Source organism: Flavobacterium davisii, from assembly GCF_019565505.1.
In the GTDB taxonomy this organism is placed as follows: Bacteria; Bacteroidota; Bacteroidia; order Flavobacteriales; family Flavobacteriaceae; genus Flavobacterium; species Flavobacterium davisii.
The window spans coordinates 2,665,668-2,679,481 of sequence record NZ_CP067378.1 but is presented as its reverse complement, the minus strand read 5'-3'; the positions used below and the strand labels follow the sequence as shown (position 1 = coordinate 2,679,481).

Below are 13,814 nucleotides of genomic sequence, written 5' to 3'. Positions count from 1 at the left end.
TAGATTTTAAAATATAACAAGCAACTAAAACAATTTGTTTGGCTTATCAAATGATCTTTATAAAATTGGTATTTTTTTTATTTATGAAAGGCTTTAGGTGCTAACATATTTTCTGGATTTAGAATATCGTCTAATTGTTCTTTAGAAAGGATATTATGTTCTAAAACTAAATTGTATACACTTTTACCTGTTTCTAGTGCTTCTTTAGCTATTTTAGTACTGTTTTTATATCCTATATATGGATTTAAAGCGGTTACAATGCCTATACTATGTAGTACCATTTCACGACAATGCTCTTCATTGGCTGTAATACCTTCAATACATTTTTCTCTTAAAGTATCCATCGCTTGGCTCATTAATTGCATCGATTCAAGAATAGCATAAATCAGCACTGGCTCCATGACATTTAATTGTAATTGCCCTGCTTCGGCAGCCATAGTAACGGTTAGGTCATTTCCTATTACACGAAAACAAACTTGGTTCATTACCTCTGGAATAACAGGATTTACTTTTCCCGGCATGATAGAGGAGCCCGGCTGCATAGGAGGTAAATTAATTTCGTTTAATCCACAACGAGGTCCTGAGGATAATAATCGTAGGTCATTGCATATTTTTGACATTTTGATTGCCATACGTTTTAACGCTGACGAATAAATAACATAAGACCCCGTATCAGGTGTTGCTTCAATTAAATTGGGAGCTGATACTATAGCTAGATCGGTTATTTTGGCTAATTTTTGAGCGCATAACTGGGCATAACCTATTGGAGCATTTAAGCCTGTACCAATAGCAGTTGCTCCCATGTTAATTTCTAAAAAAAGGTTTGAATTTTGGGTTAATCGTTCTATTTCTTCTTCTAAGGTTGCCGCAAAAGCTTCAAATTCTTGTCCTAATGTCATCGGAACTGCATCTTGTAACTGTGTCCGTCCCATTTTTAAAACATGTTTAAATTCTTCGCCTTTTTTTCTAAAAGAGGTTATTAATTCTTTTAAATGGGAAATCAGATTCATATTAGAGCGTATCGCTCCAACTTTTATGGCTGTCGGATAGGCATCATTTGTAGATTGTGATAAATTTACATGATCATTAGGAGAGCAAAATTGATACTGCCCTTTTTCATATCCCATAATTTCTAGGGCTCTATTAGCTAAAACTTCGTTGATATTCATATTGGTAGAAGTACCTGCTCCACCTTGAATCATATCAACTGGAAATTCACTATCAAACCTTCCTTCAATCACTTCTTTAGAAGCTTGTACAATGGCATTCTTTATGGTTTCTTCGAGTAATCCTAGCTCAAAATTTGTTTCAGCTGCAGCCCATTTCACATAAGCTAACCCTTTTATAAATTCAGGAAATTGATATAATCTTACTCCTGAAATATTAAAATTTTCAATGGCACGTTGCGTTTGCACTCCATAATAAGCATTTACAGGAACTTGTAAATCACCTAATAAATCGTTTTCTATTCTATACATTTTTTCAAAGCTAAAAAACCACGAATTTACATTCGCGGTTTCTTATTTCAATTTATTTTTTAATTATTCTTTTCTATATTTTTTAGTTTCTTCAAAGATATGTTCTAAAATTTTAACATCTTGTTCTGAAAATTCAACATGACGTCTTCCCATTACAATTTTAGCTGTTTGAAAGGCTTTTGATGTAAGATAGGTCGTAAAACCAGAAGCTCCTCCCCAAGAAAAACTAGGAACAAAATTACGTGGAAATCCTGATCCAAAAATATTAGCAGAAACCCCCACTACGGTACCTGTATTAAACATGGTATTAATTCCGCATTTACTATGATCACCCATCATTAATCCGCAAAACTGAAGTCCTGTACGAGCAAAATTTTCTGTTTCATAACTCCAAAGTTTTACTTCTTCATAATTATTCTTTAGATTAGAGTTATTGCTATCAGCTCCTATATTGCACCATTCTCCTAATACTGAATTGCCTAAAAAACCGTCGTGTCCTTTGTTAGAGTAAGCAAATAAGACAGAATTATTAATTTCTCCTCCTACTCTACTATGAGGTCCTACTGTGGTAGCTCCATAAATCTTAGTTGCTAATTTTACTTGTGCTTCTTCACACAAAGCAAAAGGACCACGAATAACAGATCCTTCCATTATTTCGGCATTTTTACCAATATAAATAGGACCTGTAGAGGCATTAAGTGTTACAAATTCTAACTTAGCTCCTTCTTCTATAAAAATATTTTCAGGTGCTATAACGTTCACTGACTTTGGTATAGGTTGCGAGGTTCTTCCTTCTGTAACTAATTCAAAATCTTCACGAAGTGCAACATCATTTTTGGCAAAAATATCCCATGTATGTTGTATTGTAATACAATCTACTGTACATTCTATTATTTCAAAAGTATCAAAATCCACTTCTTGATTTTCTTTACTATAAAAAGCAACTACTTCTTCTTTATAAAAAATAGCTTGATTTTCTTCTAAAGATTTTACCATTTCTACTAATACATCGTTGGGTAAAAAGACGCATTAATCATGACATTTTCATCCATTTCTACCATAGGGTATTTTTCTGACAAATATTCCTCAGTTATGGTTGTGGTGGTATATCCTAAGAATTTTTCCCATTTTTCGCGAATAGTTAAAATTCCTACTCGAATATCAGCTACAGGTCGGGTAAAAGTAAATGGAAGTAAAGCATTACGTACATTTCCATCAAAAAGTATGTAGTTCATATATATTTAAATTTTATCTAAAGGTATTCAAAAAGTCGGCTATTCTCTTTATTTAAATCCGTTTAATTCATTATACTATAATTGACATAAGAAACAATGGATTATAAATCTTTTCCTCTTTAAAAAGGAACGCAAACTAAATAGTAATTCTTTACTTTCGGAATATCTTTTATTTTAACATTTCAAAAATAAGCAAATTCCATTTTTAAATTAGAAATTTCTAATAAATTTCAAAAAAATGGTAAAATAAAAAAGCACCATACAAATGGTGCTTTCTAACTATTTTGATTTCAATATTATTTATTGAATTTAGCGTATTTAGTCTTGAATTTATCAATACGTCCAGCTGTATCAACCAATTTAGATTTACCAGTATAAAAAGGGTGAGAAGAACGAGAGATCTCCATTTTGAATACTGGATACTCTACACCTTCATGTGTAATTGTTTCTTTAGTTTCAACTGTAGATTTTGTAATAAATACGTCATCATTTGACATATCTTTGAAAGCTACTAATCTGTAATTTTCTGGGTGGATTCCTTTTTTCATAATAAATCTGTTTATGTTTTGCTGTTTTTATTCTTGATGCTTTTATCTCTAAAAGGTATTGAACTACAACGGCTTTTGTAATATTTTATTTTTAATTTAAGTCGCAAATTTAATACATTTTTTTAATATACAAATTATTATGTAACATTTTTAATATTAAAACTACTTACTATCAAAATACTTATATTTGTTAAACTAAATTTAGAACATCAAATTATGAATGAGATTATCAAAAAAAATGGGGTTCAATACGGATTAGTAATAGGGCTTATTTCAATATTAACGACGCTTTTCATTTACCTTATCAATATTGAATTATTTACTTCAGGTTGGATTACCTTTGTTAAGTATAGCCTTTACTTGATTATAATCATCCTTTTACTGAGAAAAACGCAAAAAGATTTTCAAACAGGCATTACATTTAAAGAAACTTTTACTACCTATTTTATAGCTACTATTATTGGAATAGTTATGGGGACTTTTTTCGAAGTAATTTTATTTAACCTTGTGGATCCTTCTCTAAAACAAAGCGTAAAGGAAATTATAATTAAAGAAACGGGGGAATGCTTCAAAAATTTGGAACACCTAGATCCGTTATTAAAGAATCTATTAAACAAATTGAAAATCAAGATCAGTTTTCGATAGCTAACTTTTTTAAAGGAACTCTTTTTACAATTTTAATAAGTGCAATTTTTGGTTTAATTTTGTCTGCATTTTTCAAAACAAAATCGTCAAATCAACTATAAAAGTGGATATATCAATTATAATACCTTTATTAAACGAACAAGAATCATTACCAGAATTGACTTCATGGATTGAACGTGTAATGACTCAACACAATTATTCATACGAAGTCTTATTTATAGATGATGGAAGTACGGATAATTCTTGGCTCGTTATACAGCAATTGGCATTAAAAACGAAAATCTTAAAGCCATTCGTTTTTTGCGTAATTACGGAAAAAGTCAAGCTTTACATGCTGGTTTTGCCAAGGCAAAAGGAAATGTAGTCATTACGATGGATGCCGACTTACAAGACAGTCCTGATGAAATACCGGACTGTACCAGATGATTACAGATGAAAATTTTGATTTAGTTTCAGGCTGGAAAAAAAAGCGTTATGACAATACATTAACTAAGAACCTGCCTTCTAAACTTTTTAATGCAGCCGCTAGAAAAACATCTGGTGTACAACTTAATGATTTTAACTGCGGTTTAAAAGCTTACAAAAATACGGTCATAAAAAACATAGAGGTTTTTGGCGAAATGCACCGCTATATACCTGTATTAGCTAAAAACGCAGGTTTTAAAAAAATTGGAGAAAAGGTTGTACAGCATCAAGCCCGCAAATACGGTGAGTCAAAATTCGGAATTGATCGTTTTGTAAATGGTTTTTTAGATTTGATTACCATCTGGTTCTTAGGTAAATTTGGAAAAAGACCCATGCACTTATTTGGTCTGTTGGGTACTCTCATGTTTATGATTGGTTTTTTGTCCGCAGGCTACATAGGGGCTGTTAAACTTTGGAAACTTTACACCCATCAAGAAACAATCTTAATTACCAATAATCCTTGGTTTTACATAGCTTTGACCACAATGATTATAGGAACTCAATTATTTTTAGCAGGATTTTTGGGTGAAATAATTCTTCGTACCAAACACAATGAAGAGCGATATAAAATTCAAGAAATCTTATAACCTAAATAAATTGAGCTCAACTATTAGCGGAATCTTTAAGAGCATTCTCTAATACTTGCTCTAACTTTCTTAAAACAATACAGGCTTTGTTTTTAAAAAATTAGAAATCTTTATTTTATAGAGATCAAAACATAAAAATAAAAAGCCATAATAAAACTAAAAAATTGACTATAAAACCAAAAGAATTATGCACATTGAACAGGCAATTTTAGAAAAAGTAAATATTTGGTTAACACCCACTTTTGACGACGAAACTCAAGAATCTATCAAGGAAATGATGACTTCATCACCTAAAGAATTAGAAGAAAGTTTTTACAAAAACTTAGAATTTGGAACGGGCGGTATGCGCGGTGTTATGGGAATAGGGACCAATAGAATTAACAAATATACTTTGGGTAAAAACACTCAAGGTTTATCTAATTACTTAAAAAAATGTTTTCCAAACGAAGAAATAAAAGTTGCTATTGCTTATGATTGTAGGGCTAACAGTAACACACTAGCAAAAGTTGTTGCTGATGTATTTTCTGCTAATGGAATTAAAGTATTTTTATTTTCTGAATTAAGACCTACTCCTGAACTATCATTCACAGTACGCCATTTAGCTTGCCATGTAGGTATTGTTCTAACAGCGTCACACAATCCACCTGAATACAATGGTTATAAAGTGTACTGGCAAGATGGCGGCCAAATTGTTCCTCCACAAGATAAAGAAATCATACAGGCTATTGAAGCGCTAGAATATAGTGATATAAATTTTGCTTCTAATCCAGAACTTATAGAATATATAGATCAGGAGATCGACGATGCTTTCCTAAAAAGCACACTTGAAAACGCTAGTTTTAACACAACAGCTGAGGCTAAGAAAAACTTAAAGATTGTTTACACTTCATTACATGGCACTTCTATAAAGGTAATACCTAATGTTTTGAATGCGGCTGGATATAATGATTTAAATATAGTAGAAGAACAAGCCATTCCAGATGGTCGTTTTCCTACTGTCAAATCACCTAATCCCGAAGAACCAGAAGCACTTAGTTTGGCAATTGATTTGGCCAATAAAATAAATGCTGATATCGTTATAGGAACTGATCCTGACTCGGATCGCCTAGGAGTGGCTGTACGAAACAATCAAAACAATATGATTCTTTTAAATGGGAATCAAACGATGGTTATTATGACCGCATTTTTATTAGAGCAATGGAGAAAATCTAATAGGTTAACAGGTACTGAATTTATTGGATCTACTATTGTTTCTACCCCTATGATGCTTGATTTAGCAGAAGCTTATGGAGTAGAATGTAAAGTAGGATTAACAGGATTTAAATGGATTGCTAAATTCATTAAAGATTTTCCAAACCAAAAATTTATTGGAGGAGGTGAAGAAAGTTTTGGTTTTATGGTAGGCGATGCTGTTCGTGATAAAGATGCTGTAGGTGCTATTTTATTAGTTTGCGAAATTGCTGCGCAAGCAAAAGAAGCTGGCAAAACATTATATCAGAGACTAGAGGAACTTTATGTGGATTTTGGTTTTTATAAAGAACATCTTATTTCTATTACAAAAAAGGAATGGATGGCGCAGCAGAAATCCAACAAATGATGAAGGATTTACGCGAAAATCCAATGGAAGAAATCAACGGAAACCGTGTGGTTTGTGTAGAAGACTATCAAACATCAAAAGGTAAAGACCTCATGAATAATGAAGAATTCGACATTAACATTCCTAAATCGAACGTATTGATTTATTATTTAGAAGATGGAAGTAAAATATGCGCACGTCCAAGTGGTACAGAACCTAAAATTAAATTTTATTTCAGTGTAAACTGCACCATCGAATCGGTTGATGATATACCCGAAGCGGAGAAACAATTGGACGAAAAAATTAAAAATATCATTAACGATATGCAATTGAACTAATGGATCATAATTTAAAAAAAATAATTCCATACGCATTAAGATACAGAACAAATATTATTTGGAATATTACATTCAACATCCTTTATGCTTTGTTCAGCACACTCTTAATGGTATCTATTATGCCTACTCTAGAGGTTCTCTTTAAACAAAATACAAAAATTAGTAAAAAGCCTATTTACACAGGTTTATCTAATTTAAAGGATTTTTTATCAAATTCTTTTAATTATAAATTAACTGAAATTTCAGATGAATATGGTAAACAAAACGCTTTATTAGTTGTTATAAGTATTGTAATCATTACAGCTTTATTAAAAAACTTATTTAACTATTTAGGATCCAGACAGGTTACAATATTAAGAAATGGTGTATTAAGAGATCTACGTATTAAGTTATATAGCAAAATTATTAATCTCCCCGTTTCTTATTATTCAGATACTAGAAAAGGAGATGTTATGGCTCGTATGTTAGGAGATGTGGGAGAAGTTCAAAATTCCTTTTTCCAAATCTTAGAACTTATCGTTCGCGAACCAATGACTATCGTCTTTTCTATTATTGCTATGTTATTTATTAGTATAAAACTTACCTTATTTGTTTTTATATTTATTCCTATTTCAGGATTTATAATTTCAAGAATTGGTAAAACATTAAAATCTAAATCGCAAAAAGCCCAACAGGAACAAGGTATTTTTATTTCTATTTTAGACGAAACTTTATCAGGATTAAAAGTTGTAAAAGGATTTAATGCAGAATCTATTTTCATTCAAAAATTTAATGATTCTGTTAATCGTGTTTTAAAATTATCAAACAGTATAGCAAATAAAAACAATCTATCCTCTCCTATGAGTGAATTTTTTGGTATCGTAACTATTGCTACTTTATTATGGTATGGAGGTCATTTGGTTTTGGTTGAAAAAAGCCTTGCTGGAACAGCCTTCATTGGTTATATCGCATTAGCTTACACTATTTTACAACCTGCTAAATCTATTTCAAAATCTTCTTATCAGGTAAAAAGTGGTCTAGCTGCCGCTGAAAGGGTTTTTACTTTACTAGAACAAGAAAGCCAAATAGTAGATTTACCAGATGCTCTAGATAAAAAAGATTTTACAAATTCTATCAAAATTGAGAACATTCATTTTGCTTATGCAGATGACAACAATGTCTTAAAAAATTTTACTATTGACGTTCCAAAAGGAAAGACCATTGCATTAGTAGGTCAATCTGGATCAGGAAAAAGTACAATTGCCAATTTACTTACTCGTTTTTATGATGTAAATGAAGGAAAAATAAGTATAGATGGAACCGATATTAAGGAAATTTCAATGCAGTCTTTGAGATCTTTAATGGGGATTGTTACACAGGACTCTATCTTGTTTCACGATTCTATAAAGAATAATTTATTAATTGGTAAACCTACAGCTACTGATGAAGAAATTATTCATGCTTTAAAAGTTGCTAATGCGTATGAATTTGTAATCAATTTACCTAATGGTATAGAGACCAATATCGGTGATGCAGGTGGAAAATTATCTGGCGGACAAAAACAACGTTTGTCTATTGCAAGAGCAGTATTAAAAAATCCGCCAATCATGATCCTTGATGAAGCTACTTCTGCTCTTGATACAGAGAGTGAAAAATTAGTACAAGTGGCTCTTGAAAACATGATGCAAAACAGAACTTCTATCGTAATTGCTCATAGACTTTCTACTATACAAAAAGCAGACAATATTATTGTGATGCAAAAAGGAGAAATTGTTGAACAAGGCACACACAGCGAATTACTTGCTAAAAATGGTACTTATTCGAAACTTGTCATGATGCAAAGTTTAGAATAAAAACTATAAAAAATGCCCCCTAAAGTTAATAACTGTTTGGGGGCATTTTTTTATTATCAAAGATTTTTACATTTTAAATTCTTGGGCTACCCAATCTTTTTTTATATCTACATAAAAATAATGTAATCCATCTGTTTTATCAAAAGCACCGTTTTTATTACGATCATCTATTGTTCTAAAAAATATTTTATTTGCTGTTTCTACATAGTTCCAATCTATTAACTCCTGCATATCAACTGAAATTTTAGTGAATTTATCTCCTAAATCAGTACTTAAATACAAAGATTTTACATCATAAGAATCTACTTTTCCATCTTGATTTGTATCATTATCTGCCATAACATATACTAAAATATTTTTAGACTTAAGATATGTCATTCGTTCAATTAAAACAGATTTATCTGTTAATACATGCAAAGAATCTTTTCCTATTTCTTGAAATTTAATATTTTGTAAATATCCTGTAAGTTCTTCATCTAAGACACTTGATACGTTAAATCCATTCATATCCATTTTATCTCCTTCATAACTTCCTTTTTTCAAATCACTCACTCTAAGTTCTCCTATAGGATAAATTAACACATTGGAGGTCGGAAACTGTATGGGTAAATCCGCTACTAATAAACGAGTGGTATCTTTCTTTCTTTCAACTTGTTTTACTGGCTTATCATATTTTACTTTCGGTTTGGGTTCTTCTTTACAACTTCCAAATGAAATAATAAAAGGTAAAAAATATAAAATCTTTTTTTTCATGATTATCCTATTTAATCTAAATATACCCATTTTTGTTTATATTTTCACATTTAATTTTATACTAAACACGCGTGTTGTTAAATAATTAGGAACTCCGTATTGATTTTTAGTATATACATCCCGCACCCATGTGTTCGTAATCGAGTTTTGGTTATTGAACATATTAAAAATTTCAATTCCAAGGGCTAGTTCTCTAAAGTGTCTTAACCAATTATCTTTCTCTTTTGATCTAGCTCTATCGGTAAAAACATACGAAAATCCAATATCGGCTCTACGATAATCTCTTAATCTTGATTGGTATTCGTAAGGATTAGCATACGATGGTGATCCTCCCGGCAAACCTGTATTATAAACTAAATTAAGATACATTTTTAAAGCAGGTATATTAGGAATATAATCTTGAAATAAAGCTCCAACCTTGAGTCTTTGATCAGTAGGACGTGCTATATATCCTTTATCATCTATTGACTCTTGTGTATCCATATAGCCAAAACTTAACCAAGATTCCGTTCCCGGTATAAATTCCCCATTTATTCTAAGATCTATTCCTTTAGCATAAGCCTCCGCATTATTAAGAGCTCTGTATCGTATCCGAACATTATCTATTGTATAAGGATTTACATTATTCATATCTTTATAATACAATTCCGTGACTAATCTAAAAGGGCGTTTCCACATTTTAAAACTAAAATCATGTCCTAAGACTATATGAGTAGATTCTTGCGCCTTAACATTGGGTTTAACGATTCCTAAAGAATCTCTTAATTCTCTATAAAAAGGGGGTTGATGATACCAACCTCCTGATATTCTAAAAAACATATCCTTGTTCCAGTTTGGTTTTATAGCAAATTGTGCTCTTGGACTAAAAACAACTTGACTTTTTCCTATGTTAACCCCATCTGTGACGCTCCAGTTTTGCGCTCTTGCTCCTACATTTAAAAACAATTCATGTTCTTTCCATCTCAAACGCCTATTCCACTGAAGATAAGCTGAAAAACGATTAATATTTGTATAATTAATAGCTCTAACACTGTTATAAGGTACTAAAGGCCCTTGATAAACTGTATAAGGTTCTTCTTTTTTAGGAAATATTTTGGGAGGGTTTAGTAAAAAACCTGCTGAATCAATCACTTCCCACTCTCTAATTCTATCTCGTATACTCTCTCGTGTATATTTAAATCCCCAATCTATTTGATTTTCTTTTTCTTATGATTTCCTTTAAGCTCTGTATTAATGATCAAAGCATCCAAATCATTACGAGCATGTGTGAGCTGACTGCCTATTCCTCTAGAATATTCAACATTGCCAAAGCTAGAATCACCTAGATTAGAATTTATCTCTCCTAATCGATATTCTGCCATTATATCATAATATTCTTGTTCAATAGTATGATAGATTGAATTAATCCATTTTAAATTGGAGTCATCATTTATCTTATAATTAACTTTTATAGCACCAAAAGTAGTCATATAAGCATCCTTTTCAGTTCCATCATATTGTACTAATAAAGCCATCGGTTCTTGTAAAGATCCAAAATTAGTTTGTCTAGAAAAAGGCCTATAATCGTATTTATTTTGTGATAAATTACCTAAAAACCCAAATTGCCATTTAATATTTGGAGTAAAAGTTATATAGGTTTGTAAATCCGCAAATCGTGGCTTAAAATTAGTTTGTGTTTCTTGACTTTTTACTAACAAACTATTATCTCGATAACGAATTCCTGTAATAGCATTCCATTTTTGATTTTTTGACACATTATCCATTGAAACACTTCCTCCTAAAAAGGAAGCTTCAAGGGAAGCTCCAAATTTAGTTGGTTTTCTATAAGTTATATCTAATACGGAAGATAATTTATCTCCATATTTAGCCTGAAATCCTCCAGAAGAAAAATCAACATGCTGAATTAAGTCTGTATTTGTAAAACTTAGCCCTTCTTGTTGTCCTGATCGAATTAAAAAAGGACGGTATACTTCTATTTCGTTTACGTATACTAAATTTTCATCATAATTACCTCCTCTTACAGCATATTGTGTACTTAATTCATTATTAGAATTTACTCCCGGTAGTGATTTTAAAATATTTTCTACTCCAGAATTAGCTCCCGGTATCAATCGAATAGCTTTTGGTGATAAGGTCGTAATGCCCTCTACTCTTTTTTTACTGTTATTCGATATGACAATTTCGCCTAACTGCTCTGTTGTACTTTTTAATACTACATTAAATTCATAATCTTCACTAGGGATTAAGTTCTAACGAAATAACAGCTGATTTTAAAGATAAATGTGTAAACTTTAAATTTGATTTTACTTTTGAAGGAATGGCTAATTGATAGAATCCATTTTCATTTGTCTTGGTACTTTTTTGTTGAAATGATACATTAACTCCTTCTACAGGATTGTTTTCTTCATCCAAAACAATTCCTTTAACTCTGGCAATTTGTCCTAAAAGGCTAAATGAAAATAGAAGTAATAAAAAAGAAAATTTAGTTTTCAAAATTTACAGTTTTGTTTTATAAAAATTTGATTCAAATGTAGTTGTATTTCCTAAATTATCCACTACTTCTAACTTAAAATCATTTTTACCATTTATAAATTTAGAATCGGAAAAAAATGAATTAATCTATTTAATTTAGGTTCATATTCCATTAATATCCATTCATTGTTTAAATACGCATTATAAGATTTAATACCCGATAAATTGTCTGAAATAAAGATTTTCAACGAATCTTTTGAAGTTAAATCTTCAGCCATTTTAAAATTAGGTGCATAAATTTTAGGTGCTATCGTATCTTTTGCAATAAAAAACTTTCCGAGTTTTTTTGTTTTAATTATAAACTGATCTTCTTTCTTAATTGTAAAATTATATTCTATTCTGCTATGATCTAAATTAGCTATAAACATTTTTTCACGTTCTTCTTTAGGTAAATGAGACACATCAAATGTAATGGTCATAGGTTTATTAATTGCTACGGACTCATCATGTAAGTACAGCTCTTTATCCTTTACATCAAATTTTATATAAAAATCTTCATAAAACGTTTGTTCTGGAATGAATACAGAAATCCCTTCTTTTGAATACAATTGCTCAATTTGAGATTTTAAAAAATAGGGAGTTTTAGGCGGATTATTCACCATAGAACTATTCGAATTTGAAAATTCTATGGGAATAATTAAGGTATTTTTATTGCCATGAAAATCATAAATTTCTATTTCATAGTTTAAGTTATAATTGGGTTCTACTTTTAGTTGTCCGTTATTTATTTTGTGCTTAATAATATTTTCTGGAAATATATACCCCACAAAAAGTTTTTGAAAACGTTGATGTGTTTTTTTGTATCTTGGATAATCAATAAAACAGTTTATATGTTTTGATTCATCAAAAGAAAAACTATCAAATTGATAATTAAAATAAGGTGTTCCGTTTAAAAATGCGTTTAACTTGTAAATTCCATTTTTCCCAAAATTAAAATCGGATACATCATGAGCGTTTATTGCAAATCCTATGGTATCTTTGGCTTTAACTGGGGTGGCAAGATAAGTCCCATCTGATTGTAAACTTAAAGGAACCATAATAGGTTGAGAAGAACCATTAACTATAGCATTTATAGATAAGGCATAAGCATATAATCCTTCTATAGAAGGCGCTTTTGTATCTTTTACTAAAGTATCATATCCAAACAAGAAAGGATTCATAATAAACTCTGTTTTTGTATTTCTTATTTCGAAATGCAAATGAGGACCACTAGAACCTCCTGTATTGCCTGTATAACCTATTAAATCCCCTTTTTTACAACTAAAAAATTGTCTTTTAAGCGTAATTCTAAAACAAAGGTTTTATCTGCATATTGCTTTTCCCGAACATACCGATCTATTGTTTCTGAAAAACGCTGTAAATGCGCATAAACGGTAGTATAACCATTAGGATGATCTATATACAAACACTTTCCATAGCCATAAGTGGAAACGTTTAGACGAGAAACAAAACCATCTGCAGTGGCATACACTGGAAAACCTTCTTTTTGTTGGGTTCTAAAATCAATTCCTGAATGAAAATGATTAGGTCTAAGCTCACCAAAAGAACCTGCTATATTTAAATTAATATTTAGCGGAGAACCAAAATAATCTTTGGGGTATTTATCTTGTGTAAATGCTACAAGAGAAAAAAATAAGAGAAAAAACCAAAACTTTTTAACCATATCATAATAATTACAGCTGTAAACTTAAAAACTTTCTTTATTTCTGCTAAGATAACGATTCCTTTTACATTATTTCAGTCCTATTTTTTTATTTTTAAAAGTTTCATTTTAAAACGATTAAGAATAAAAAATTGATAATTATCATTTTTTTCCTCAATCTTA

General features: G+C 30.6%; 8 protein-coding genes and 4 pseudogenes. 5 read left to right on the top strand and 7 right to left on the bottom strand.

All coding sequences use genetic code 11. The features are described from left to right. Positions 1-77 precede the first annotated feature (77 nt). The 3 genes and pseudogenes from aspA to JJC05_RS12715 all read right to left on the bottom strand — a co-directional run bounded on the left by aspA (position 78) and on the right by JJC05_RS12715 (position 3,261). Positions 78-1,478 carry an aspartate ammonia-lyase gene (gene aspA / locus JJC05_RS12725; protein ID WP_127822738.1) on the bottom strand — a complete coding sequence of 467 codons (1,401 nt, stop codon included), beginning with the start codon at positions 1,476-1,478 and terminating at the stop codon, positions 78-80. Between the two features lie 63 nt (positions 1,479-1,541). Next, a pseudogene (locus JJC05_RS12720) lies at positions 1,542-2,713 on the bottom strand (GlmU family protein). Positions 2,714-3,009: 296 nt separating this feature from the next. Next, the gene (locus JJC05_RS12715; RefSeq protein WP_014165095.1) at positions 3,010-3,261 is read right to left on the bottom strand and encodes a type B 50S ribosomal protein L31; all 252 of its coding nucleotides are present in this window, start codon (positions 3,259-3,261) and stop codon (positions 3,010-3,012) included. 216 nt (positions 3,262-3,477) lie between these two features. On the opposite strand from JJC05_RS12715, the gene JJC05_RS12710 reads away from it, so the two are divergent. The 5 genes and pseudogenes from JJC05_RS12710 (at position 3,478) to JJC05_RS12695 (ending at position 8,704) form a co-directional block, all read left to right on the top strand. Continuing rightward, a complete protein-coding gene (locus JJC05_RS12710; protein WP_258928935.1) occupies positions 3,478-3,906 on the top strand; it encodes a DUF4199 domain-containing protein in 429 nt (142 codons plus the stop codon). Further along, a complete protein-coding gene (locus JJC05_RS17525) occupies positions 3,825-4,007 on the top strand; it encodes a hypothetical protein (RefSeq protein WP_258929754.1) in 183 nt (60 codons plus the stop codon). The genes JJC05_RS12710 and JJC05_RS17525 overlap by 82 nt, the downstream gene beginning before the upstream one ends. Before the next feature lie 2 nt (positions 4,008-4,009). Then, positions 4,010-4,958 (top strand): annotated as a pseudogene (locus tag JJC05_RS12705) (glycosyltransferase family 2 protein). Positions 4,959-5,145: 187 nt separating this feature from the next. After that, positions 5,146-6,872, top strand: a pseudogene (locus JJC05_RS12700) (phospho-sugar mutase). Continuing rightward, complete coding sequence (locus tag JJC05_RS12695) at positions 6,872-8,704, top strand: ABC transporter ATP-binding protein (protein ID WP_088391996.1); 1,833 nt, start codon at positions 6,872-6,874, stop codon at positions 8,702-8,704. The pseudogene JJC05_RS12700 and the gene JJC05_RS12695 overlap by 1 nt, the downstream one beginning before the upstream one ends. A gap of 66 nt (positions 8,705-8,770) precedes the next feature. Here the strand turns inward: JJC05_RS12695 and JJC05_RS12690 are convergent, their stop codons facing one another. The 4 genes and pseudogenes from JJC05_RS12690 to JJC05_RS17520 form a co-directional block, all read right to left on the bottom strand. Further along, positions 8,771-9,457 carry a hypothetical protein gene (locus tag JJC05_RS12690; RefSeq protein WP_088391994.1) on the bottom strand — a complete coding sequence of 229 codons (687 nt, stop codon included), beginning with the start codon at positions 9,455-9,457 and terminating at the stop codon, positions 8,771-8,773. Between the two features lie 36 nt (positions 9,458-9,493). Further along, positions 9,494-11,953 (bottom strand): annotated as a pseudogene (locus JJC05_RS12685) (TonB-dependent receptor). A gap of 89 nt (positions 11,954-12,042) precedes the next feature. Then, positions 12,043-13,149, bottom strand: coding sequence for a hypothetical protein (locus JJC05_RS12680; protein ID WP_258928933.1), 1,107 nt, complete (start codon positions 13,147-13,149; stop codon positions 12,043-12,045). 80 nt (positions 13,150-13,229) lie between these two features. Next, entirely contained in the window at positions 13,230-13,652 is a 423-nt protein-coding gene (locus tag JJC05_RS17520; protein ID WP_258928931.1) for a M23 family metallopeptidase, read from the bottom strand. Positions 13,653-13,814 lie beyond the last annotated feature (162 nt).

Excerpts from the sequence above, each read along its gene's own strand:
- aspA (WP_127822738.1), bottom strand. The coding sequence starts at position 1,478 with ATGTATAGAATAGAAAACGATTTATTAGGTGATTTACAAGTTCCTGTA.
- JJC05_RS12715 (WP_014165095.1), bottom strand. The coding sequence starts at position 3,261 with ATGAAAAAAGGAATCCACCCAGAAAATTACAGATTAGTAGCTTTCAAA.
- JJC05_RS12710 (WP_258928935.1), top strand. The coding sequence starts at position 3,478 with ATGAATGAGATTATCAAAAAAAATGGGGTTCAATACGGATTAGTAATA.
- JJC05_RS17525 (WP_258929754.1), top strand. The coding sequence starts at position 3,825 with ATGCTTCAAAAATTTGGAACACCTAGATCCGTTATTAAAGAATCTATT.
- JJC05_RS12695 (WP_088391996.1), top strand. The coding sequence starts at position 6,872 with ATGGATCATAATTTAAAAAAAATAATTCCATACGCATTAAGATACAGA.
- JJC05_RS12690 (WP_088391994.1), bottom strand. The coding sequence starts at position 9,457 with ATGAAAAAAAAGATTTTATATTTTTTACCTTTTATTATTTCATTTGGA.
- JJC05_RS12680 (WP_258928933.1), bottom strand. The coding sequence starts at position 13,149 with ATGAATCCTTTCTTGTTTGGATATGATACTTTAGTAAAAGATACAAAA.
- JJC05_RS17520 (WP_258928931.1), bottom strand. The coding sequence starts at position 13,652 with ATGGTTAAAAAGTTTTGGTTTTTTCTCTTATTTTTTTCTCTTGTAGCA.